Genomic DNA, 21,549 nt, shown 5'->3' with positions numbered 1-21,549 from the left:
CGTCGGTCGAGGCGCGACGAAGGAGCGATCGAGACCTCGCAAGCCGATCCGCCAAGCGGGTCGCCTCTGAGCGATGTCTCGCCTGGTCTCGATCGCTCGTGCCTCGCGCCTCGACCGGCGGGTCTTGTGCCTCGACCGGCGGGTCTTGTGCCTCGCGCCTCGACCGGCCGGTCTTGTGCCTCGACCGGCGGGTCCGGCGGGTCGGGTGTGCGGGAGTGCGCTCGATCCCGGGCTCAGGCGCGGCCGAGCACCTCGGTGAGCACTCGGCGGATGGCGTCGGCTCGCGCGATCAGTCCGTGGGTGCCGACCGGTTCTGCGCCGGCCACGAGCCGGGCGAGTCCGCCCATACCGAGGTGCAGGTTCGTTGAGACGTCCACCTCGCCTCCTCGCAACGTCAGGGCCACCGTGTTGGCGTCACCGAACGCGTCCCAGCCCGGGTCATCCGTGAGATTCCGTCGCGCGCACAGGTCGAGCCAGACCCCGTCATGCAGCGCGCGGGCCGCATAGGTCACCTGCGGCCCCTCGATGTCCACTCGTCCGTCGGCGAGGAACGTACGGTGGCCCCACGGCGCGTAGTCGATGAAGCCGGCCAGCTGGGGCTGACCACCTTCGCCTGGAAGGGGCAGCACGACCGTGAGCGAGACGGTCAGCTCCGCACCCGCCACGTTCGCTCCGAGTTTTTCCACGTATCGGATGCCGGGCGCCGATTCCGTCATCGCCGTACAGGCCGCATCCGCCGGCACCCCACTCGGCGTCATGCCGGCGAGGTACCGTCTGGCATCGCGGTAGCCCATGGCCACGAGCGAGTCGGTGCTGATGCGACCGACGAAATACTCGGGGTCGAGCGGCAGCGGATGCTCGGGCGCGACCACGTGCAACACGAAGCGGCGCCCGGCGGCCTCAGCCTCGCGAAAATCAGCGAGCAGGGCGCCGTTCGCGCTCATCTCGATCATGTGTACGTATTGTTCGAGCGGTCCGTCGCCCCAATAGTCGGTGTTGCCGATGCACCAGACGAGCCAAATCTCCTCGGCACCGCGGCGAAGCGCCTCCGAGACGTTGGCGTCCCGGATCCACACGGCATCGGTATAGACGAGGCCGTCGCGGCGCAGCGGCGTCATGAAGATCGGCAGTGACATGCCGGCGGCGAGCATCTCGACATCGATTGCCCCAGCGTCGACGGCGATCGACTCCTTGTGGGTGAAATCGGCCACATTGAAGGTGCCCGCGGTTGTGGAAGCGCGGATGCGGTCGGCGTCAATGCCGAGGGCGGGGAAAACCTTGTCGCGGATTCCGTCCGCGTCGCCGAGAGCCGGAAGCGCCCACGGTCCTTTCAGGTAGTCGAGCAGCGGCAGGCCCGAGGAGAAATCGGAGACGTTCAGGGCGCTCCAGCGCCGCACCATCTCATCGGGGGTGTGCCCCGACAACAGCATGGCCGTCGTTAGGATTCCCCCACTGGTGCCGTCGATGTGGTCGAAGGTCAGCCCCTCTTCGGCGAGGGCCTTCACGACTCCGGTCTGCCAGGCGACGCGCATTCCGCCGCCGGCGAGCACGAGGGACCGCTTCATGAGCTGTCGTCATTTCGTTGCGGGTCGGCACTCACGGGCGGGCGGTGGGACACGACTCGGCGCCGCAACCGTTGCCAGTACACGTAGAGCAGCACTGCTGTCGCCAGGTCGAAGGCGGACACGAGCAGGGCGATGCGGTCGAAGACGCCGGTAAAGACGCCCACTCCCACGGCCACCGAGGCGGCGGCCTTCTGCAGCCCCGACCAGAAGACCACGTCGCGGTGCGGGGTCCGGCGCAGCAGCGACTGGGTGAGCAACCCGCCGACGACAACCATGAACAGGCCGACCGTCGCGAAAAGCTGCGTTGCGAGCGGGGTCGGCACAGCACCGAGCACGGTGAGCACCGCAGCGGGCGCGAGGATCTCTGCCACGCCGGTGAGAGCCGTGATAGCGGCGATGGCCACGAGAACGGCCCGCAGCGGATGCTGCCGCAGCCAGTCCACGGTCGTCGCACGCCGGGACCTCATGAGAATGCCGCCCAGAGCGATCCCTTGACGACAAGGTAGGAGACCACTACAAGCCACAGCACCGTGGACCCGTAGAATCGCAGCTCGTTGAGCCACATCCAGCGCCGTAACATGGCGCGCAGTCCCTCAACGTCGGCGTAGTCGCCCGCGCGGATCTTCTTGTTGATCGGGATGATGAGCCCCTGCCCGATGTACGTCAGGTAGATGATCCCGGCCACGCACAGCCACGCGAACCACACCAGGTCAGTGCCCCACTCGGACACCACGAGAACCACGCCGGAGAGCATCATGAGCGGTACGACGACGGTGAAGAACTTCGTGGCCGCGAGGGTTGGTATGCCGAAGTGCACGGGCTCGGTCTCGGGCGTCAGCCCGCGCCAGGTCGGGTAGAAAAAGAACCTGAGCACCCACATTGTTCCCATGTACAGGGTGGCACCGAACAGAAAGTACAGGACGTTGATCAGGAGCAGCCAGCCGGTCACATCTCCACCTCCGTGGCCCGCGCCCCCGGAGCCTCCCGCTGCGGGGCTTTCAGCCACTCCTGGCTGTTGGTGAGGTGCGCCACGCTGCCCAGTCCGTCGCCACGGTGCTCGGATGCCGCGAGCTCGCTCGTGTCCGCCGTGAGGAACCAGCCCTCATAGTGATCATCGAGGACCCCGTGCGCCTTCGGCATGTACGCGGTGAACAGCGGCCGACGGCCCACGTGCAGGGTCTTCAACGGTGCGACGGCCGGCACGTCGCCGAAGACGAGCCGCGCTTTCGCGGCGGGGCCGATGGCGACATCCGCCTCCGCCTCGAAGTAGATCGACGACTTCATCAGCTGGCCGCGGAAGGCGCAGTAGTTCACCGCCGCGAGCTTCAGCGGCAGCGCCATGTGCGGCGGGCGTTTGATGTCGATCGTGCAGCCGTGCTGCCCGTTCTGCTCATAGATGGCGGAGACCTTCTTCTCGCTGACGACGAAATCGAGATTGGCCTGATGTTTAGGCATGCCCCAGATGCCCTTGCCGCCTTTCACGGAGACCTCGCTGCTCACCGGCAGATCGACGACGTACTGGCCGGTGCCGTAGTTCTTCATGAACAGGCCCGGCAGTATCGGGGGCGCCGGGTGTCGACCGTGGGTCACCGCGATCGCGAGCGAGTACTCGATGTACTTCCCGATATCGGTCTTCAGGTAGTTGACCACGGTGACCACGAGAAGGCCCCGGCCCCAGCCGATGCCCACGGGGTGCAGCTCCTTTCCGGGCAGTAGTTTCGCCGCGGCGGCCCGACTGATCGGGAATGCCGCCATCAGCACGGGGGAATCGTCGGAGTTGACGGGCATCGTGTACGGGATGCCGTCCACGAGTGCGTGTTGCCCGGCGAGGTCGTTCTGGCGTGGGGGAACGGGGGATGGCAGTCGGTTCAGCAAACGGCCGAGAACCTCGGTGACGGCGTTCATAGTGTGAGCTCCCTCTGGATGATCGGGTAGGTGTCCCGCCACGCGTTGGCTCCGAAGAACACGTCGAGGTGCCCGTAGCCGGGAATGAGATGGAAGGCATCTTTGCCGGGCCGATGCCGGTTGAAGAACTCGTAGCTGCGACGCTGGCTGATCGGCAGGAAACAGCGGTTATCGGTCCCGGTCAGGAAGACGAACCGGGCATCGGTCTGCGGGGCCTCGGCCACGAGATTCTGCGGCAGCTCGGGGTGCACGCCGGAGTGCACGAGGTGGCCGGCGGCGAGGCAGTCCTTCATCTGCTCGAAGAAGGTCATCGGAGATTCCGCGAATTCGCCGGTGATCCAGTCGTGAGTGGCCGCGTCGATGTTGCGGTGGGCCCAGAGCGCCGGGTGGCCGCTGCCGTAGGTGAAGCTCACCATGCGGCACACCGTGTTGTCGCATTCGGGGTGGCTGGCCCGCACCATGCCGCGTACGACGCGGGAGAAGTATCCGTTTGATTTGTAGCCCCAGGCGGTGTTGAGCACCGGACTGAAGTGCTCCACGACGGGGGCGAGCCGGGTGATCTTGAACCGGGAGAACGCGGGCACCACGGGGTGCAACGACACGGAATTACTGATGACGGTGTCAACCGCCGGGAGCAGGCCGGCGACCGCGGCCATGGTGAAGGAGGTCGAACCCTGGCAGTGCACAACCGCCTTCAGCGTCTGCGCCCCCGTGGCGGCCAAGATGTGGGCGACGGCTGTGGGGTAGTCGTACACGGCGGCCTCGTCGAGGGTCCAGGGGAGCGGGTCGAAGTCGATCGATGCCCGCCAGTTCAGCATCCACACGTCAAAGCCGTCGTCGAGAAGCACGTCCACGAGCGTGCGCCGTAAGGGGGGCCGGAAGAGTTCGGCCCGCACGCCGGCGCCATGCACGAGCATGACCGGCCCGCGCGTGGGTTGGCGTCCGCTTTTCGAGCGGATGCTGACGTGCACGAGCGACAGTGGGGCGCCGTCGGGTGCGGTGAGGGAAATGACCTCGGTCACATGGTCTGAGCGGGTGATGGTGGCGGTGCTCACAGGTCGAATCCTTCGCGGGAGATACGGATGGGGGGTTCCAGTAGACGCGGCTCCAAGGGAACCGTGGGCACGGCGCGCTTGTGCGGCCCGGGTGCGCCGGTGAGCGTCCACTCTCGGCACACCCGATCGACCACCACCGGGAAGACCTCAAGGTCGCCGTTCCGATGCAGGTGCATGCGCAAAAATCCCTTCTGGTCGTCGACGGCCTGGCTGGACATCTGCCAGTCAAAGATGGCGCCGCGATGCTGGGTGAGGATGAAGAGGGCGAAAGCTCGGTGCCGAGCACCGCTGCCCCCACCCACGCGATACCCGCCGCGCAGGCCACGATCGCGGCCGTCGGCCACCCGGCCGGCCAGCGGATGGCAAACGTCACGAGCACGGCCAGGAGCAGCACGGTGATCTGGAACCCGACGGCGGCGACGACGGGCGATCGCGGCGGCCATCGCCACGGCGATACCGCCGCTACGAGGGAGAACAGCAGGATGAACAACGCCGCGCCGGCCAGGACGGCGAGCAGTTCGAACCGCGGTGCCTCGCGGGTGAGGTCGACGAGACCGGTTTGTGCGGTGAGTCCCAGAATCCAGACCAGCGGCAGGAAGAGCAGCAGGTGGGCGGTGGCGAGGAACGGGGGGAAAGATGGGTTTCGCCACCCGAGCCAGAACCGGCTGAACAGGTTGGCGATGCGGGCGCTCTGGGCGAGGGATGTGGCGGCGTCCGGATAGGTTGTCGGGGCCTGACGGAAGTGGGTGCCCGTGCGATCTTTGCCGCTCATCCGGGATTCCGGAGGGGGGAGGGTGAGCTGGGCGGGCAAGCGATGGGTTGAGGCCAGAAAGGCGCCGCCGAGCCCGCAGGTGATCAGTTGGGTGCAGCGCGGATCGGAGCCGAGGGAGGCTTCGTGGCCGTCGTCGTCGACAGTCACCTGCTCGTATCGTGTGTAGTGGTGCGAATCACCGCTCAGCCAGAGGCGAACGTGCGCGCCGGTCGGGGTGAGTGACTCGTTGTCCTCGTCGAAGCGGTTGCGCAGAAAATGCTTCTCGAAGTAGTGCAACTGGTTGAAGGCGTCGGGGTCCTTGGTCTCGGTGTGCACCCACGTGGGTGAGGCGCTGCAGAGGATGATCGCATCGCCCGGTCGGAGCTTCTTTGTCAACTGTTCGGTGAAGTAGTTCAGCTGGGGCTCGTCGATGTACTCACCGAGCTGGCTGTCAAGCCCGACGAGCCACCAGCCGTGGCCGAGGCGCAGGGCAAAGTAGCTGCGGGCTTGAATGGTGTGCCACGCCCCGATCTTGCGGGGCCTCGTGAAGATGCGGAGGAAGGCGGACAGCCCGTCGTACCAGTCGTGGTTGCCGGGCAGGGCGAGCAGGCTGGGTCGCCGGTTTCCCCGCGGAAGCTCGGCATCGGCCGGCAGAGCAGAGGCATAGGGACCCAGGGTGCGGTCCTCGTAGGCCCGCGCAGAAGCGGTCGGATAAACCTCGTCGCCGCCCATGACCAGGAGGTGGCCGCGGGGCAGGTCGGCGGTCAGCCCAGGCTCGACCGGGTGCCGAACGTGCACCTCGTCCGCAGCGAGAAGCGTGGCGATGCTCGCCGTTGAGTCGAAGCCGTCGCCGAGGTCGGCGACGAAATCAAGCCATAAATCCCCGTGCGGCTGCTCCTTGAGCCGCAGCGGTTCCGCCGAGAAGACCTCCTGCAGTTCTCGCTTGTCCCCGTAGTCCGCGAAGATCTCGGCGAGGACCACCCGGATGGCGGTTCGAATGAGTTGCCCCGGCGCGAGCCATCGAACGCAGTCCTGGGGCACGAACCCGAGTTCCGCGTCATGACGGGCGAGCCGCGCGCGCTTCATCAGTCGGTGTCCAGGGGCTTCCGTGGTGACAGATAGACCCGGGCGACCTCGCCGATGAAGAGCCCGGTGAAGGAACGCAACGCCGGGCCGGGTCGCGCACCGGTCATCCGAAACGTCGTCAGCTGGCGCGCCAGGGCGAGCGGCGAGATACGCAGGATGCCAGCGGCACGAATGCCGCTGTCGGGAGCGGTGAAGGTAGCCTGACTCTCGCGGTCCGTGAGCGGGTCGGGCGGCGGAACATGACCGTCGAGCACATGAATGAACAGTGTGGTGGTGTCCTTCCACGGCGTGAAGCCGGCCCGGCTCGTCACGTCTTTGTATCCCACGAAGGTGAGTTTCGAGCCGCCCGCATCGCGGAGCCAGAGGCGGTACAGCATCCGTCGTCCGTCGTAACCGGCGGGGCGCACGAAGAGGTTGAACCAGCCGCGTTCCACGTCGAGCCGCCCGCCGAGAACGTCGCACATCACGTACCCGGTTACCGTGCCGGTGTGCTCGGGGTCACGCACAAACGCGCCGATATCGGGCGCCGTCATGGTGAGTTCGAACATGAGCGAGTGGCCGCGGGTGCGGCCCGTGAGCGCTCCTCGCGCCGGATCGGACACCCCGATCGTGGCGGGGCCACGCATCCGCTCCGTGAAGCTCACGGACCTGGAGTCGGGCGGGGCCGACAGCGGTTCGGACGTGGGTGCTCGCGATGGAGCAGGCGTGCTTTCGCGACCGGGGGAGTCGGCTGCGGCGGTCGCCGCGCCGGTGCGGGTGACGGATGCCGCTGAGCCCGCCTCGAGCATGTGTTCGCAGGCTCGGTCGGCGAAGGCCGCGATGGTCAGGGAGGGATTGGCGCCCACGGGGCCGGGCATCGCGGCGCCATCGAGCACGAACAGCCCCGGGTATCCGAACACCTCCCCGTACTGATCAGACACGCCCTCTTCGATCCGCGGGCCGGCCGGCGCGCCGCCGAGGGGATGCACCGTGATGACGCGTTTAGCCCACCACAGCGGGTTGTCTTGAAACTGCGCATGCAGGGTGCCGGCGATCTGCTCCATGGTCGAGCGCATCCGGTCGAAATACCGTCGCGACGTGGCGAGCGTCCAATCGATCTCCAGCCGCCCCTCGTTGAGCGTCATGATCCCGTCGGGAACATCGCGGCCCATCCCGAGCAGTGGCAGGGAACTGGCCGACACGTGCCCGTCGCCGAGGGCGGCCGCGAGATCTTTCGAGATGCTGGAGCGCTGACCATGGAACAAGCGGTTCATGAGCAGCTGCCAGGCCACCGAACCGGTGCGAGAGAAGACCTCCGGCAATTGCGCGGTTTCGAGCAGCCAGTTGAGGAAACCCGGATAACCGGCGTCCTCGATGTAGAAACCACGCCCGGTGCCGCCGTGGCCGTCCACCGCGTCGGGTACTCGGATGGCGGTCGTGATCACGGGACCACGGTCGCCGGCGAGCCGCCGCACGCCGCCGGAATCCGTTGTGGCGTTCAGGAGCAGCGTGAGCAGGTCCCCGTTGCCGCTGAACCGGGTACCGAGCAAGGGACTGATCCCGGGAAGCGACGAGCGATTGCGCAGCAGCAGAAACGTCGAGCCGAACGTGCCGGCACCCAGGATGAGGCGATGGCACCGGATGCTGTGCACCGGCAGGCTCTCCGTGGGCCGCGAGCCGGGGGCATCCGCATCATGGATGACGTAGCGCACCTCGTAACCGCCGCCGTCAAGGGGGCGGAAGCCGCGCACCTCATGCAGCGTGCGCAGGTCCGCGCCGTGGTGCTTCGCTGCGGAGAGATAGTTGTGGTCGAGAGTGTTCTTTGCCCCGGTGTTGCAGCCGAGGTCGCATTCGCCGCACAACGTGCAGGTGACGCGGCGCTTGTGATGAAGATTGCCGTAGGCAGGTTCCGGAATCTGCAGGTTGGGCGCGACGGTGGCGTAGCGCGTGGGGGAGAAGGTCACGGCGATGGGGGGCCGCTGGATGCTCAGGCCGAGGGCAGAAGCGCTCTGTTCCATGGCCAGGGTCTTGGGGGTGTCTGCGTAGGGGTAGCGCACGGCGCCGAGCATCGCTTCGGCGTTATCATAATGCGGGTCGAGATCCGCGCGGCTGAAGGGCCAATGCTCGTACCCTCCACCGGGCAACGGTGACTCGCGCACGAACCAGTTTTCGTCTTTTCGCAGCAGCACATTTGCGTAGATGAGTGAGCCGCCGCCGAGCCCGCTCGAGACGATGCCCTCCAGGCCCCGGAATGTCCAGGCGTCGAAGAGTCCGTACAGACCCCCGCTCGGGTCCCAGAAGTTTCGCCCCATCTCCGCGGGCGTACGGGCAAAATCTCCCGGTCCGTAGCGTTTGCCGCGTTCGAGCACGACAACGGATTCACCGGCCGATGCAAGTTTGAAGGCAGCGACGGATGCGCCGAAGCCGGAGCCGACGACAACGGCATCTACCCAATCCGATCCGACTGCACTGCTCGTCACGGCCACCCCCTTCGGGGTTTCACTGGCAACCAACAACTCAGCGGGTCGCGGTCAGTTCAGCACGACCCGCGTTTTGCTCAGTATTGTGCCACCGGTGCGGGGCCTTGTCCAGCGCCCGAACGAACCGAAAAGGTTAGATTGACCGTCCCGGCGACTCGGACTTCGGGGCGGATGGGATCAGCCCGAGCGGGGTGACAAACGTCTCGCGCTCGTTCCGGTCGATGGCATAGCACTGCCAGCCCAGGCCGCCCGGGCCCGCGAACTCAAACCGCGCGTCAGCGCCGGAAGCGAAGGGAAAGTAACGTGCCACATTCACCTGGCATGCGTTGGCGGCCGTGCCGCTGGCCACGCGCATGGTCGTGAGCACTCCCGGTACAACGAGTGCGAGCAGACCGAGCACGACGACGGCCCGCATCAGCCGGGTCACGTGCCGGCTGCGGAGAGGACGATTGCGATCGTGGGGCTCGTAGCCGGAAAGTTCGGGGTAGTTGTCACTCATGGTTCGAGCCATTCTTCCAGACGAACCTCGACGCCCGCCATGACCAGAAAAGACGAAGATCTCTCGCCGACCGCGTGGCTTCCCGTTGGGAAGCCGCCGGGTGGCGAGAAATCTCCGTCGTAGTCGTGGAGAGGAAGGCCTTAGTGCGTGGAGCCCTCTGATTCGATCTCTGTGCGGTCACCCGACCACAGGGTGTGGAACGTGCCAGGCATGTCGACCCGCTTGTACGTGTGAGCGCCGAAGAAATCGCGCTGACCCTGCACGAGTGCGGCGGGCAGGCGCTCGCTCGCGAGCGAATCGAAGTAACTCAGCGATGCGGCGAATCCGGGAACCGGAACACCGGAGAGCGCGGCGGTCGAGACGATCCGGCGCCAGGCTGCTTCGCCGTTGGCCACTGCCTCGGCGAAGTACGGGTCGATGAGCAGCGTGGGCAACGCTGCATCCTTCGCGTAGGCGTCCACGATACGGTTCAGGAACTGGGCGCGGATGATGCAGCCGCCGCGCCAGATGGTGGCGGTTGCCCCCATGTCGATGTTCCAGCTGTACTTCTTGGCGCCCGCGGCGATCGCGTCGAAGCCCTGTGCGTAGGCGACGATCTTGGAGGCGTACAGCGCCTGGCGCACGTCTTCCTGGAAGGTGTTTCCCACGACGGCGATTTCCGGGCGAGCGGTGACGACGGCACGGAACGGAACGCGCTGTTCGGGGTGGCTGGACACGGCACGGGCGAAGACGGCTTCGGCAATGCCGCCGACGGGCACGCCCAGATCGAGCGCGTTCTGCACGGTCCACACGCCGGTGCCCTTGGACCCGGCCTCATCGAGCACGACGTCGACGAACGGCTTGCCGGTCTTCGCGTCGACCTGGCGCAGGATCTCCGCGGTGATCTCGATCAGGTAGCTGTCGAGTTCGCCGGTGTTCCAGTCGGCGAAGATGTCGGCGATGGCGGCGGGGGAGTGCCCGCCGACCCGGCGGAGCAGGTCGTAGGCCTCGCTGATGAGTTGCATGTCGGCATACTCGATGCCGTTGTGAATCATCTTGACGAAGTGGCCGGCGCCGTCCGTTCCCACGTGCGTGACGCACGGAACGCCGTCGACGACCGCGGCAATGGATTCCAGGATGGGGCCGAGGGTCTTGTATGCCTCCACCGAGCCGCCGGGCATGATGCTCGGGCCCTTGAGCGCGCCCTCTTCTCCGCCGGAGATTCCGGCTCCCACGAAGTTGATGCCCGTTGCGCTGATGGCCTTTTCGCGACGGATGGTGTCGGTGAAGTCGGCGTTGCCACCGTCCACGATGATGTCGCCGGGCTCGAACAGCTCCGCGAGCTGCGAGATCACGGCGTCGGTGCCGGCACCGGCCTGCACCATGATGATCGCGGTGCGCGGCTTCGACAGCGAGGCAACGAAGTCAGCGACGGTCTCCGAGGCGACGAAGCCGGCCTCCGGGTGCTCGTGGGTCAGCAAGCGCGTGCGCTCGGGGGAACGGTTGAACACCGCGACCGTGTTCCCCTCGCGGCTGGCGAGGTTTCGGGCGAGGTTCGAGCCCATCACCGCCAAGCCGACGACGCCAATGTTTGCCTGTGTTGCACCGGATACTGACACGTTTGCTCCTTTGGGGCTGTGATCTCCAGACCACTATCAAGGTTAGTCGGTGGCCTCGGTGACCCGCATTCCGGGGCCAAGTCCGCTTGACGCAACCGACATAAAGCGTAGTGTTGATCAATGTAATCAGATTTATTGTGCATGTATTGCAAAATGATCCGATGTAATGAAGCAACGGCCCATGTAGTGGAGCGCCAATGACTGATGAGATTCTGAACTGTACAGCCCGCGATTCGTCCACCGGGAAACCGATTGTGGTGATGGGCGTGCAGGGCTGCGGCAAATCGACGGTGGGCCGGCAGCTGGCCGAGGCTCTGGGCATGCTTTTTGAGGACGGCGACGACCTGCACACCGCCGAGGCACGCGCCAAGATGGCGTCCGGGCATCCGCTCACGGACGCGGACCGCATCCCCTGGCTGGCCCGCATTGCCGAGGGCATCGCCGAATCAGTCGGCCGGGGCGAACCGATGGTTGTCGCGTGCTCGGCGCTCAAGCGCAGCTATCGCGACCTGATGCGGGCCGTGGCACCCACGCTCATGTTCGTGGAGCTGTTCGGAGACCAGGCGCTCATCGCGGAGCGGCTGACGCATCGAAACCACGAGTACATGCCGCCGACCCTGCTCGACTCCCAATTCGCCGCCCTTGAACCGCTTGCCGCGGACGAGGCCGGCGTGCGCGTCGATCTCACGAACACTCCCGACGACATCGTCGGTCGTGTACTGGAGTTCCTGCACACATAAGTTCCTGCACACATAAGTTCCTGAACACATGAGTTCCTGAACACATGAGTTCCTGAACACATAAGTTCCAAAATATGAAAGAGATAGCTCACCGATGACCGATCTTGATATGAACTGGGTGTTGTCCACGCCTGCCCTCCTCGGCGTCGCCGCCGGGTCGATTGCTCTCCTGCTCGTGCTGATCATGAAGTTCAAGGTTCACGCCTTCCTCTCTCTGATCATCGTGAGCCTCCTCACCGCGGTCGCCACCGGCATCCCCACAACCAACCTCATTCCCACCCTGCTCGTCGGCTTCGGAGGAACGCTCGCGAGCGTCGCCCTGCTCGTCGGGCTCGGGGCCATGCTCGGTCGGATGCTCGAAACGAGCGGTGGGGCGAAGGTCCTCACCGATGCTCTCATTGGTCGGTTCGGAGAGAGGCGTGCGCCCCTCGCCCTTGCCGTGGCTTCCCTGATGCTTGGATTCCCCATCTTCTTCGATGCGGGCCTCGTTGTGATGCTGCCCATCATCTTCGCGGTTGCCCGTCGTCTGGGCGGCTCGTTCCTCGGGTACGCCCTGCCCTCGGCCGTGGCTTTCTCGGTGATGCATATCTTCGTTCCGCCGCACCCCGGGCCCGTTGCGGCCACTGGGCTTCTCGGTGCCGATGTCGGGCTCGTGCTCATCTTCGGATTGATCGTTGCCCTGCCCACCTGGTACGTGGCGGGCCACCTCTTCGGACGCTACGTCGGACGCAAGTACGACATCCCCGTGCCGGACACCCTGAAGGGCAGCACCGGCAACTTCGAGGAATTCGCGTCGGCACCCAAGGTCGGCACTGTGCTCACCCTTCTGCTCCTGCCGATCGGGCTGATCTTTCTCAACACCGGCCTCAACATGGCCGCGACCGCGGGGCTGGTCTCCCTCGATGACACCTGGGTACAGATCCTGCGTGCAATCGGTGAAACCCCCGTCGCCCTGCTCATCACCGTTCTGCTGGGCATGATTCTTCTCGGGTGGCGCATGCGCAAGTCGGGAAACCTCGTGGAGGCTGTCGTCGACAGCTCGCTCGGGCCGGTTGCGTCGGTCATCCTGATCACCGGCGCCGGCGGAATGTTCGGCGGGGTGCTGCGGGCCAGCGGAATCGGCGACGCCATCGCCGAGTCGCTCGACGCCATCGGACTGCCGGTGATCGTGGCCGGCTTCGTGATCGCGGCCGTCGTGCGCATCGCACAGGGCTCGGCGACCGTTGCGCTGACGACAGCCGCCGCCCTGCTGCAGCCCGTGGTCATGGGCAACACGAGTTTCAACCCCGTCGAGCTGGCTGCAATCGTTCTTGCGCTGGCAGCCGGGTCCGTGTTCGCCGGCCACGTGAACGACTCGGGCTTCTGGCTGGTCAGTCGATTCTTCGGAATGGACACCAAGACCACCTTGAAGACCTGGACCGTGGGGCAGGCCATCGTGGGCGTCGTCGGCTTCGCGATCGCCCTGGCGATCTTCACGGTGGCCGGGCTGTTCTAAGCGGGCCTACTGCGGCTCGCCGTCCGCCCAGATCGAACTCATCTCGTCGAATGCGCGTTCCATGATGCCGAGCATGGCGGTCTGGGCGGCTGCGGCATCACCGCGCTGGATCGCACCGGCGACGTCGACGTGCAGTTGCAAGGCCTCGTTGTGCGGATGCTGCGGCATGAGCCCGTAGTGCGTTCGACCCGTCAGCACCTCGGCCACGAGGGTGTTGAGCTTGGCGAACATCTCGTTGCCGGAGCTCGCGAGCACCAGGCGGTGGAACTCGATGTCCAACACAAGGAAAGCCGCCGGGTCGTCGGCCTGGCCGGCGGCCCAGAGTTTTCCGGCCAAACCCATGAGCTCGCTCGCGTCGGCGAGAGGAGCGCGGGTGGCGGCAAGGCGCGCCGCCTCCGGTTCGATCGCGGTGCGGAGTTCGGTCAGCGAGCGCAGCTGGTTTATCCGGGAGGGGGAGGCGAGACGCCAGCGAATGACCTGGGGATCGTAGAGGTTCCACTCGCTCTCCGGCAGGATCTGCACGCCCACGCGACGCCGTGAGGCGACCATGCCCATCGCGGCGAGCACCCGGATGGCCTCGCGCACAACCGAGCGGGAGACGCCATAGCGTTCCTCCAGCTCCTCGATGCGAAAAACGGACCTGCTGGACAGCTCGCCGGCGCAGATGGCCAGGCCCAGGAGGTCGAGAATTCGAGCGTGCAGGCCGTGCAGGGCGGAGTTGTCGTCGAGCGCCCGCGGAAGAGCGTCAAGTGGGTCGGGCTCCGTCGCCCGCTCCAGTGCGTTTACGTTATCCGTCATGCCACACATCATATCGTTTTGATCACGGACTTGAATAAGTATGTTTTATTGCTGTAGCGTCACGAAATGAGACAGATGTAAAGATGCATCGGTCGGGATCTGTGTGACGATGCACGGGTCTGTGAATTGGAGACACAGTGAAGCGTCATTCAGTTATTCGTTTTGCGGCCATCGCCGCGGCGACAGTTATCGCCGCCGGCACGCTCAGCGCCTGCAGCACCGGTGCCGGTGAAGAGGGAGCCTCAAAAACTCTCCGGGTCACCCTCGCGAACCACGTCTGGACCGACGCGATCAAGGACAAGCTGCCCGAGTTCGAAGCGGCCACCGGCCTCACCGTCGAGCTCAGCCAGTACGGCGAGGATCAGCTTTCGGACCAGTACAACGTCAAGCTCAACGCCGGTACCGACGAGATCGACGTCATGATGTATCGCCCGCTCCAGGAGGGCAAGCTGTTCGCCAAGAACGGTTACCTCGCCGACCTGAGCGACGACGTCACGTCGAATCCAGACTGGAATTGGAGCGACTTCCAGCCCGGCCCGGTCGGGTCGACAACCTATGACGGCAACGTGGTGGGGATCCCGATCATCACCGAGCAGGAAGTGTTGTACTACCGCAAGGATCTGCTGGCCAATGCAGGACTCGAGGTTCCCACCACGATGGTCGAACTCGAGGCCGCGGCCAAGGCCGTCAAGGAACAGAACCCCGGCGTCGCCGGATTCGTTGCCCGCACGGGCAAGTCCGCCGCCGTCACCCAGTTCTCGAGCTTTCTCTACAGCTTCGGCGGTGACTTCATCGACGAAAACGGTGACTCCGGCGTCAACAGCCCCGAAGCGAAGGAAGCCTACGCGTTCTACGGCAAGCTGATTCGTGAGTACGGCCCCGAAAATGTCAGCACCGACATGAGCTGGCCCGAGGCCATGGCCATCTTCACTCAGGGCCAGGCCGGTTTCTACACCGAGGCGGACAGCCTCTACAAGAACGCGACCGATCCCGAGACCTCCAAGGTGTCCGACACCGTCGGCTTCGCGCCGATGCCGGCCGGCCCCGGCGGCTCCGTCGCCTACAACGTGCCCTCCTGGGCCCTCGGTATCAACGCCGAATCGAACAACTCCGCTGAAGCGTGGAAGTTCATCGAATGGGCGACGAGCCAGGACCTGACCCTCGCCATACAGCAGGATGGCGTTCCCAGCGCACGCCAGTCGGTCTGGGAAGACCCCGCCGGAACCTCGACCTACCCGGGCGACCTCGCCGCTGCGATCGCCACGAGCACGAAGAACGGTGTCGGCCATGACCGCCCGCTCGTCATCAAGGTGCCCGAAGCTCGCGAGATCGTCGGAGATCCGATCGTCATCGCCATCACGGGCGGCGACTCCGATGCGGCAGCCGATGCCGCCAGCGATGCCTTCCAGGGCATCCTCGACGACGAGTAGTCCCACCCCTGACGGGGCGGACGGTCGACCGCGATCGTCCGCCCCGACCTTCTTCCAACCGTGCAATACAGAGTGTGAGGTGAATGATGACCACGATGGTCACCACCAAGCCCACAGTGTGGAGTAATTTCTCCACCTGGGCAAACCATCATCGAAAGTGGCTCTTCGCCTCTCCCGCGATGATTTTCGTCGGATTGTTGATCGCGGTCCCGCTCGGCTGGACCCTTTACCTCAGTGTCACGGACTCCGAAGGCTCGGTTCGCGCTGAATCCAACCTGGTCGGATTCAGCAACTATCTCGAGGTGCTCAGCGATTTCGACAGGTTCTGGCCCGCGGTGATGCGCACGTTCATCTTCACCGGAGGATCCCTCGCCATCGAGCTCGTGCTGGGCATGTGTATTGCTCTCCTGCTCTGGCGTCCGTTCCGGGGCGAGAGATGGGTCCGCGTCGCAATCCTCCTCCCGCTCGTTGCGACCCCGGTCGCCGTCGGCATGATGTGGCGCCTCATCTTCGATCCGAACATCGGGTTCGCCAATCAGGCGCTGAGCTGGATCGGCATCCCGGCCCAGCCCTGGCTCTCCGGTCAGTACACGGCGCTGCCGACGCTCATGTTCGTGGACATCTGGCAGTGGACCCCCATGGTCGTGCTGATGCTCCTCGCCGGCCTCACCTCCTTGTCGGACGAACCGGATGAAGCCGCCCGCATCGACGGTGCCAACTCCTGGCAGCGATTCTGGTTTGTTACGCTGCCGCTGCTGCGCGCCACGGTCATTGTGACCATCGTGCTGCGCGGCATCGACGCCCTGAAGACCTTCGACCTTCTGTACGCCACGAAGGGTAAGGGCGGCGGCTCGTTCCACGAGGTCGAGACGCTCAACATCTACGCCTTCGGCCTGAGCTTCGACTACAACGACTACGGGATCGCGTCCACGGTGCTGATCCTGTTCTTCCTTCTCATCATCGCGATCATGTGGGCACTCACCTATCGCAGAAAGGCGGACCGGTCATGACCGCGACACTGGAAACTCGTCCCGTCCTCGAGACACCGCGACCGGTCGTTACATCTTCACGTCGCCGCAAACCGCGCGCCTACAAGATCTTCCGAGTGGTCGCGCTCACCCTGGTCGTCCTGCTTTTCATCGCCCCGCTGGCCTGGATGGTCATCGCATCCCTCAAAACCAACGTCGACATCTATGACGCGAGTAAGACGGTGTTCTTCACACCGACCCTCGACAACTACGACAACGTGCTCAGCCGCAACAACTATTTCGGATTCATCTTCAATAGTTTCTGGGTCGCATTGCTGTCCACCATCTTCTCCCTGCTCATCGGGGTTCCGGCCGCCTATGCCATGAGCCGTTTCACCATGCACCGCTCCGCGCTGGTGGTTCTCATGGCGCGCATCATCCCCGGCGTCAGCCTGCTGGTGCCGTGGTACTTCATCTTCGCCAACATGCGCATGGTCGGAGGGTTCGGCGTGCTGATCCTGTCCCACATGTTCGTCGCGCTGCCGCTGATCGTGTACATCATGATCAGCTATTTCGACTCGACGCCTCTCGAATTGGAGGAGCAGGCGCAGGTCGACGGACTCACCCACATCGGGGCATTCCTCCGCATCACTCTGCCGTTGTCGGTTCCCGGACTCGCGACCGCTGGCATCCTGTCGTTCATCTTTTCGTGGAACAACTTCATGTTCGCCCTCGTGCTCTCCGGCGCGAATACCAAGACCCTCCCGGTGGCGATCTTCAACTTCGTGTCGTACGCCAGCATCGACTGGGGCAGCCTGATGGCCGCGGCCGTCGTGGTGACCGTGCCCATCATGGTCATCGCCCTGTTCACCCAGAAGTACATCGTGTCCGGCCTCACAGCCGGGGCGACCAAGGGCTGATCGTGAGCGTCCCACCGATCGTCGTCATGGGCGTGCAGGGCTCGGGTAAATCGACTATCGGCGCTCTTCTGGCGGAGCGACTCGGTGTCCGCTTTCTCGACGGGGACACCCTGCATCCCGCGGCGAATATCGCCGTCATGGCCGCCGGACAGGCGCTGCAGGACGAACACCGGCTGCCGTGGCTCAACGAAGTGGGACGACAGCTGGCCGCGGGCTCGCCCGATGGAATCGTCATCGCTTGCTCCGCGCTCAAGCGCAGCTACCGCGATCTCTTGCGTAGCCATGCCGCCAGCCTCTTCATCGTCCACCCCCAAGGCCCGATCGACGTCATCGCGGCACGGCTTCGTGCACGTACGCATGAATTCATGCCTGCCGCGCTGCTGCAATCGCAATACGACACCCTCGAACCGTGTACGGACGATGAACGCGGCATAACCGTGGACATCGTAGAACCGCCCGTAACCATCGTGGAACGAATCGTCGCGGCTCTGGCCGCCGAAACGAAAGGTGGTGAGCTCGACCATGTCGACAATCACACGCGTTGAAACTTTTCTTGTCGCACCCCGCTGGCTGTTTGTCCGGCTCGAGACCAGCGACGGCGTGGTCGGCTGGGGCGAGGCGAGCCTCGAGGGTCACTCCGACGCCGTGCGCAGCGTCGTTGAGCAGTTTGCCGAGTACCTCCTCGATTCCGACCCCGACCGCATAGAAGATCACTGGCAGGTGCTCACCAAGAGTGGTTTCTACCGGGGCGGTCCGGTGTTCGGCAGCGCCGTCTCTGGCATCGACCAGGCGCTGTGGGACATCAAAGGCAAGTCGCTGGGAGTACCGGTCTACCAGTTGCTCGGCGGCGCGGTTCGGGATCGCATCCGCATGTACGGCTGGGTCGGCGGTGACGATCCAAGCGGCATAACCGATGCCGTTGCGGCGCAGGTCGCTGTGGGGCTGACTGCCGTCAAAATGAACGCGTCCGGCATCATGAGCCGCATCGGCACGGTTGCCGAAATCGACGGCGTGCTCGAACGGGTCTCCGCCGCCCGCGCCGTGCTCGGCCCCGACCGTGATGTCGCCGTGGACTTTCACGGCCGGTTCACGCTCGCCAACGCCCGTCGCATCGCCCCGCTGCTGGAGCCGTTGCGTCCCTTCTTCATCGAGGAACCGGTCGTTCCGGAAAACTCCCACCTGATCGGACAGCTCGCCCAGGCCACCTCCATTCCCATCGCCACCGGGGAACGGCTCTACACTCGGCAGGACTTTCTGCCGGTGTTTGCGGCCGGCATCGCCGTGGCGCAGCCAGACCTCTCGCACGCCGGCGGCATCTCCGAGGTACACCGCATCGCGGCGATGGCCGAGGTTTATGACGTGCAAGTGGCACCTCATTGCCCGCTCGGCCCGATCGCGCTTGCCGCCTGTCTGCAGGTGGGCTTCGCAACACCTAATTACCTCATTCAGGAGCAGAGCATCGGTATCCACTACAACCAAGGCGCCGAGGTACTCGACTACGTGCTCGACAAGCGCCCGCTAAACTTCGTCGACGGCCACATCGAGCTGTTGACCGGCCCTGGCCTGGGCATCGAGATCGACGAGGCCGCCGTCCGGGCCGCCGACACGAGGGGGCACGCCTGGCGCTCGCCGATCTGGCGGCATAACGACGGCGCGCTGGCGGAATGGTGACGGCCGTGACGACGCTGCTGCCGGCCGCATCCGCCGAATTTCTCTCTCGACTGCAGCAGGAACGACTGCTGGCCATTATCCGCGGCACAGACCCGGACGCCGCGATCGCCGCCTCGCTCACCCTCTTTGCCAGCGGCATCCGTTTTCTTGAGGTGTCCCTCGTGACGACAGACGCCCTCGGTGTCATTGAGGAGCTCGTCAGGCTCGCCCCGAGTGACTGTGTGATCGGCGCGGGAACCGTGATGACAATCGACGATGTTCACCGCAGCGCCCAAGCGGGCGCAACGTTCATGGTCACCCCGGCCGTGACCGACGCGGTCGCCGAATCGACCAGGCTGGGCCTCCCCGTCTGCGCGGGCGCGCTGACACCGACGGAAGTCGTGGCGGCCCGTCGAGCCGGCGCCACTGTGGTCAAGCTTTTTCCTGGGTCCTTCGGCGGCCCGGCCTATCTCCGGGCGTTGCGCGATCCGCTGCCCGACGTGCCCTTCGTGCCTGTCGGCGGTGTCGACGCCCCGCGCGCTGCCGAGTACTTCGCGGCCGGCGCGATCGCTGTCGGAATCGGCAGCCCGCTGCTGGGCGATGCGGCCCGTGGCGGCGATCTCGATGGTCTTCGGGCGCGAGCGTCGACATTCCTCGCCGTCCGCGATGATGTCACGAAAAAGGCGGTCGCGGGCGCATGAACGGTCCCGACGTCGTCACCATCGGGGAAACCATGGTCAGCCTCCGCACGGGCACCCCGCTCCGGATGGGTGGTGACCTGCAGATGAGCATGGCCGGCGCCGAATCGAACGTGGCCATCGGCCTCGCCCGGCTCGGCCACAGCGTGCGCTGGGGCGGCCGCGTCGGCAACGACGAGGTCGGGGCGTATCTGCTGCGCACCCTGCGCGCCGAGTCGGTGCTCGTCGACACGGTCACCGTCGATGCCGAGCGGGCGACCGGGCTCATGCTGGCCGAACGCCGCATCAACGATCTGTCCCGGGTGAGCTACTACCGCGCCGATTCGGCCGGCTCCGCGCTTGGCCCGTCGGATGCGGCCGCGTGCCTGGCCGTCGCGCCGCGACTTCTACATGTCACGGGCATCACTCCCGCGCTCTCTGACTCGGCCGCCGAAGCCGTCACCGAAGCGGTGTGCCTGGCCCGCGCGGCAGGAGCTCTCGTGAGCGTCGACGTGAACTATCGCTCGAAATTGTGGGGCGTGGACGCGGCCAGGGCCTCGCTGTCGGTGCTCGCCCGCAGCGCAGACATCGTCATAGCCTCCGACGATGAACTTGCGCTCATCGTCGACGGCGTCGACACTCCGGACGGCGAGGCGGCGGCAGCGGCCGAGCTCGCGGCCTCCGGAGTGCGAGCGCTCGTGATCAAACGTGGTGCCACCGGCGCGAGCGTCCACTCCGCGGGACAGGTCGTTCACGCATCGGCGCTGGCTGTCACGGTGCGGGACACCATCGGTGCCGGTGACGCGTTCACGGCAGGTTACCTGTCGGGCGTGCTGGACGGGCTGACCGAGGGGGAGGCGCTGTTCCGGGGTACGGTCACGGGCGCCTTCGCGGTAGCCGCGGTCGGTGATTGGGAGGGTGCGCCGAGCCGCGCCGAACTGTCCCTGCTCGCCGCGCCTGCCGGAGCCACGCTGCGCTGATGCCCGCACCCATATTGCCCTCCATCGAATTTCTCACCACGCGCATGACCAAGGAGACACCCGTATGAAGATCGACAGAGCAGAAGTCATCGTCACCAGTCCGGATCGCAACTTCGTGACACTTCGCCTCACCACCGATGACGGCCTGGTCGGCCTCGGCGACGCGACCCTGAATGGCCGGGAGCTGGCCGTCGTGGCCTATTTGCAGGAACACGTCGTGCCCTTGCTGCTCGGCGCTGACGCGCACCGCATCGAAGATACCTGGCAGTTTCTCTATCGCAGTGCCTACTGGCGGCGCGGACCGGTGACGATGGCGGCGATCGCGGCCGTCGACGTGGCGCTCTGGGATCTCAAGGCGCAGTCTGCGGGCCTGCCGCTCTATCAGCTTCTCGGCGGGGCCAGTCGAGACAGAATTCTTGCGTACGGCCATGCGTCGGGACGCGACCTGCCCGAACTCTTCGACTCCATTCGCAAGCATCAGGCCCTCGGGTACCGCGCCATTCGTGTGCAGACCGCCGTCCCGGGGCTGAAATCCGTCTATGGCGTCGCAGCCCAGACACAGGCGAGCGGCAAACGTTATGACTACGAGCCGGCGCAGCGTGCCGCCCGGCCGGCGGAAGAGGACTGGGATACCCGCGCATACCTGAGACATCTCCCCACGGTGTTTGAGGGCGTGCGTGCCGAATTCGGCACCGAACTTCCGCTTCTGCATGACGGACACCATCGCATGACGCCGATTCAGGCCGCCAAACTGGGAAAATCCCTGGAACCGTACGACCTCTTCTGGTTGGAGGACTGTACCCCCGCTGAAAACCAGGATGCCCTGCGGCTGGTCCGCTCGCACACCACCACACCTCTTGCCATCGGTGAGGTTTTCAACACCGTCTGGGATTACCAGACGCTGATCAAGGATCAACTCATCGATTATGTGCGGTCGGCTGTGACCCACACCGGAGGCATTTCCCCGATGAAG

General features: G+C 65.4%; 19 protein-coding genes. 10 read left to right on the top strand and 9 right to left on the bottom strand.

Annotated elements, in window-relative coordinates; translation table 11 throughout:
* Positions 1-233: 233 nt before the first annotated feature.
* The 8 genes from JF66_RS04055 to gndA form a co-directional block, all read right to left on the bottom strand.
* The gene (locus tag JF66_RS04055; RefSeq protein WP_035875516.1) at positions 234-1,565 is read right to left on the bottom strand and encodes a patatin-like phospholipase family protein; all 1,332 of its coding nucleotides are present in this window, start codon (positions 1,563-1,565) and stop codon (positions 234-236) included.
* Positions 1,562-2,032 (bottom strand): hypothetical protein, encoded by a 471-nt coding sequence (locus JF66_RS04050; protein ID WP_197059314.1) that lies wholly within the window; start codon positions 2,030-2,032, stop codon positions 1,562-1,564. Before JF66_RS04050 ends, JF66_RS04055 begins: the two co-directional genes overlap by 4 nt.
* Complete coding sequence (locus JF66_RS04045) at positions 2,029-2,514, bottom strand: hypothetical protein (protein WP_035875514.1); 486 nt, start codon at positions 2,512-2,514, stop codon at positions 2,029-2,031. Before JF66_RS04045 ends, JF66_RS04050 begins: the two co-directional genes overlap by 4 nt.
* Positions 2,511-3,470, bottom strand: coding sequence for an acetoacetate decarboxylase family protein (locus JF66_RS04040; RefSeq protein ID WP_081882132.1), 960 nt, complete (start codon positions 3,468-3,470; stop codon positions 2,511-2,513). Before JF66_RS04040 ends, JF66_RS04045 begins: the two co-directional genes overlap by 4 nt.
* The gene (locus tag JF66_RS04035) at positions 3,467-4,492 is read right to left on the bottom strand and encodes an alpha/beta fold hydrolase (protein WP_035875512.1); all 1,026 of its coding nucleotides are present in this window, start codon (positions 4,490-4,492) and stop codon (positions 3,467-3,469) included. The genes JF66_RS04040 and JF66_RS04035 overlap by 4 nt, the downstream gene beginning before the upstream one ends.
* A gap of 1,869 nt (positions 4,493-6,361) precedes the next feature.
* On the bottom strand, positions 6,362-8,821 hold the full coding sequence (locus JF66_RS04025) for a GMC oxidoreductase (RefSeq protein WP_035875543.1): 2,460 nt from the start codon (positions 8,819-8,821) through the stop codon (positions 6,362-6,364).
* A gap of 133 nt (positions 8,822-8,954) precedes the next feature.
* Complete coding sequence (locus JF66_RS04020) at positions 8,955-9,320, bottom strand: hypothetical protein (protein WP_035875540.1); 366 nt, start codon at positions 9,318-9,320, stop codon at positions 8,955-8,957.
* 140 nt (positions 9,321-9,460) lie between these two features.
* The gene (gene gndA / locus JF66_RS04015) at positions 9,461-10,864 is read right to left on the bottom strand and encodes an NADP-dependent phosphogluconate dehydrogenase (protein WP_051973105.1); all 1,404 of its coding nucleotides are present in this window, start codon (positions 10,862-10,864) and stop codon (positions 9,461-9,463) included.
* A 251-nt stretch (positions 10,865-11,115) separates the two neighbouring features.
* Between gndA and JF66_RS04010 the strand changes: the two genes are divergently transcribed.
* Both JF66_RS04010 and JF66_RS04005 read left to right on the top strand, forming a co-directional pair.
* Positions 11,116-11,658, top strand: a complete 543-nt coding sequence (locus tag JF66_RS04010) for a gluconokinase (RefSeq protein ID WP_231556285.1) — start codon at positions 11,116-11,118, stop codon at positions 11,656-11,658.
* Between the two features lie 94 nt (positions 11,659-11,752).
* Positions 11,753-13,153, top strand: a complete 1,401-nt coding sequence (locus JF66_RS04005; RefSeq protein WP_051973101.1) for a GntP family permease — start codon at positions 11,753-11,755, stop codon at positions 13,151-13,153.
* A gap of 6 nt (positions 13,154-13,159) precedes the next feature.
* Here the strand turns inward: JF66_RS04005 and JF66_RS04000 are convergent, their stop codons facing one another.
* Positions 13,160-13,951 carry a FadR/GntR family transcriptional regulator gene (locus tag JF66_RS04000; RefSeq protein WP_081882131.1) on the bottom strand — a complete coding sequence of 264 codons (792 nt, stop codon included), beginning with the start codon at positions 13,949-13,951 and terminating at the stop codon, positions 13,160-13,162.
* 137 nt (positions 13,952-14,088) lie between these two features.
* Between JF66_RS04000 and JF66_RS03995 the strand changes: the two genes are divergently transcribed.
* From JF66_RS03995 to JF66_RS03960, 8 genes are all read left to right on the top strand, one after another.
* Positions 14,089-15,381, top strand: a complete 1,293-nt coding sequence (locus tag JF66_RS03995; protein ID WP_035875509.1) for a sugar ABC transporter substrate-binding protein — start codon at positions 14,089-14,091, stop codon at positions 15,379-15,381.
* 83 nt (positions 15,382-15,464) lie between these two features.
* Positions 15,465-16,391, top strand: coding sequence for a carbohydrate ABC transporter permease (locus JF66_RS03990; protein WP_081882130.1), 927 nt, complete (start codon positions 15,465-15,467; stop codon positions 16,389-16,391).
* Entirely contained in the window at positions 16,388-17,269 is an 882-nt protein-coding gene (locus tag JF66_RS03985; RefSeq protein WP_081882129.1) for a carbohydrate ABC transporter permease, read from the top strand. Before JF66_RS03990 ends, JF66_RS03985 begins: the two co-directional genes overlap by 4 nt.
* A gap of 2 nt (positions 17,270-17,271) precedes the next feature.
* Positions 17,272-17,814, top strand: coding sequence for a gluconokinase (locus JF66_RS03980; RefSeq protein WP_369797946.1), 543 nt, complete (start codon positions 17,272-17,274; stop codon positions 17,812-17,814).
* A complete protein-coding gene (dgoD, locus tag JF66_RS03975; RefSeq protein ID WP_035875507.1) occupies positions 17,792-18,940 on the top strand; it encodes a galactonate dehydratase in 1,149 nt (382 codons plus the stop codon). Before JF66_RS03980 ends, dgoD begins: the two co-directional genes overlap by 23 nt.
* A gap of 5 nt (positions 18,941-18,945) precedes the next feature.
* Complete coding sequence (locus JF66_RS03970; protein WP_231556284.1) at positions 18,946-19,620, top strand: bifunctional 4-hydroxy-2-oxoglutarate aldolase/2-dehydro-3-deoxy-phosphogluconate aldolase; 675 nt, start codon at positions 18,946-18,948, stop codon at positions 19,618-19,620.
* The gene (locus tag JF66_RS03965; RefSeq protein WP_035875505.1) at positions 19,617-20,576 is read left to right on the top strand and encodes a sugar kinase; all 960 of its coding nucleotides are present in this window, start codon (positions 19,617-19,619) and stop codon (positions 20,574-20,576) included. Before JF66_RS03970 ends, JF66_RS03965 begins: the two co-directional genes overlap by 4 nt.
* A 64-nt stretch (positions 20,577-20,640) precedes the next feature.
* Positions 20,641-21,549 (top strand): D-galactonate dehydratase family protein (locus JF66_RS03960; protein WP_035875503.1); only part of this gene is annotated, 909 nt, incomplete at its 3' end.

Source organism: Cryobacterium sp. MLB-32 (genome assembly GCF_000738085.1).
GTDB lineage: Bacteria > Actinomycetota > Actinomycetes > Actinomycetales > Microbacteriaceae > Cryobacterium.
This window is presented reverse-complemented; position numbering and strand designations above follow the sequence as displayed.

What these genes read in the sequence shown, in the direction of transcription:
- JF66_RS04055 (WP_035875516.1), bottom strand. Translation starts at nt 1,565, where the DNA reads ATGAAGCGGTCCCTCGTGCTCGCCGGCGGCGGAATGCGCGTCGCCTGG.
- JF66_RS04050 (WP_197059314.1), bottom strand. Translation starts at nt 2,032, where the DNA reads ATGAGGTCCCGGCGTGCGACGACCGTGGACTGGCTGCGGCAGCATCCG.
- JF66_RS04040 (WP_081882132.1), bottom strand. Translation starts at nt 3,470, where the DNA reads ATGAACGCCGTCACCGAGGTTCTCGGCCGTTTGCTGAACCGACTGCCA.
- JF66_RS04020 (WP_035875540.1), bottom strand. Translation starts at nt 9,320, where the DNA reads ATGAGTGACAACTACCCCGAACTTTCCGGCTACGAGCCCCACGATCGC.
- gndA (WP_051973105.1), bottom strand. Translation starts at nt 10,864, where the DNA reads ATGGGCTCGAACCTCGCCCGAAACCTCGCCAGCCGCGAGGGGAACACG.
- JF66_RS04010 (WP_231556285.1), top strand. Translation starts at nt 11,116, where the DNA reads ATGACTGATGAGATTCTGAACTGTACAGCCCGCGATTCGTCCACCGGG.
- JF66_RS04005 (WP_051973101.1), top strand. Translation starts at nt 11,753, where the DNA reads ATGACCGATCTTGATATGAACTGGGTGTTGTCCACGCCTGCCCTCCTC.
- JF66_RS04000 (WP_081882131.1), bottom strand. Translation starts at nt 13,951, where the DNA reads ATGACGGATAACGTAAACGCACTGGAGCGGGCGACGGAGCCCGACCCA.
- JF66_RS03990 (WP_081882130.1), top strand. Translation starts at nt 15,465, where the DNA reads ATGATGACCACGATGGTCACCACCAAGCCCACAGTGTGGAGTAATTTC.
- JF66_RS03985 (WP_081882129.1), top strand. Translation starts at nt 16,388, where the DNA reads ATGACCGCGACACTGGAAACTCGTCCCGTCCTCGAGACACCGCGACCG.
- dgoD (WP_035875507.1), top strand. Translation starts at nt 17,792, where the DNA reads ATGTCGACAATCACACGCGTTGAAACTTTTCTTGTCGCACCCCGCTGG.
- JF66_RS03965 (WP_035875505.1), top strand. Translation starts at nt 19,617, where the DNA reads ATGAACGGTCCCGACGTCGTCACCATCGGGGAAACCATGGTCAGCCTC.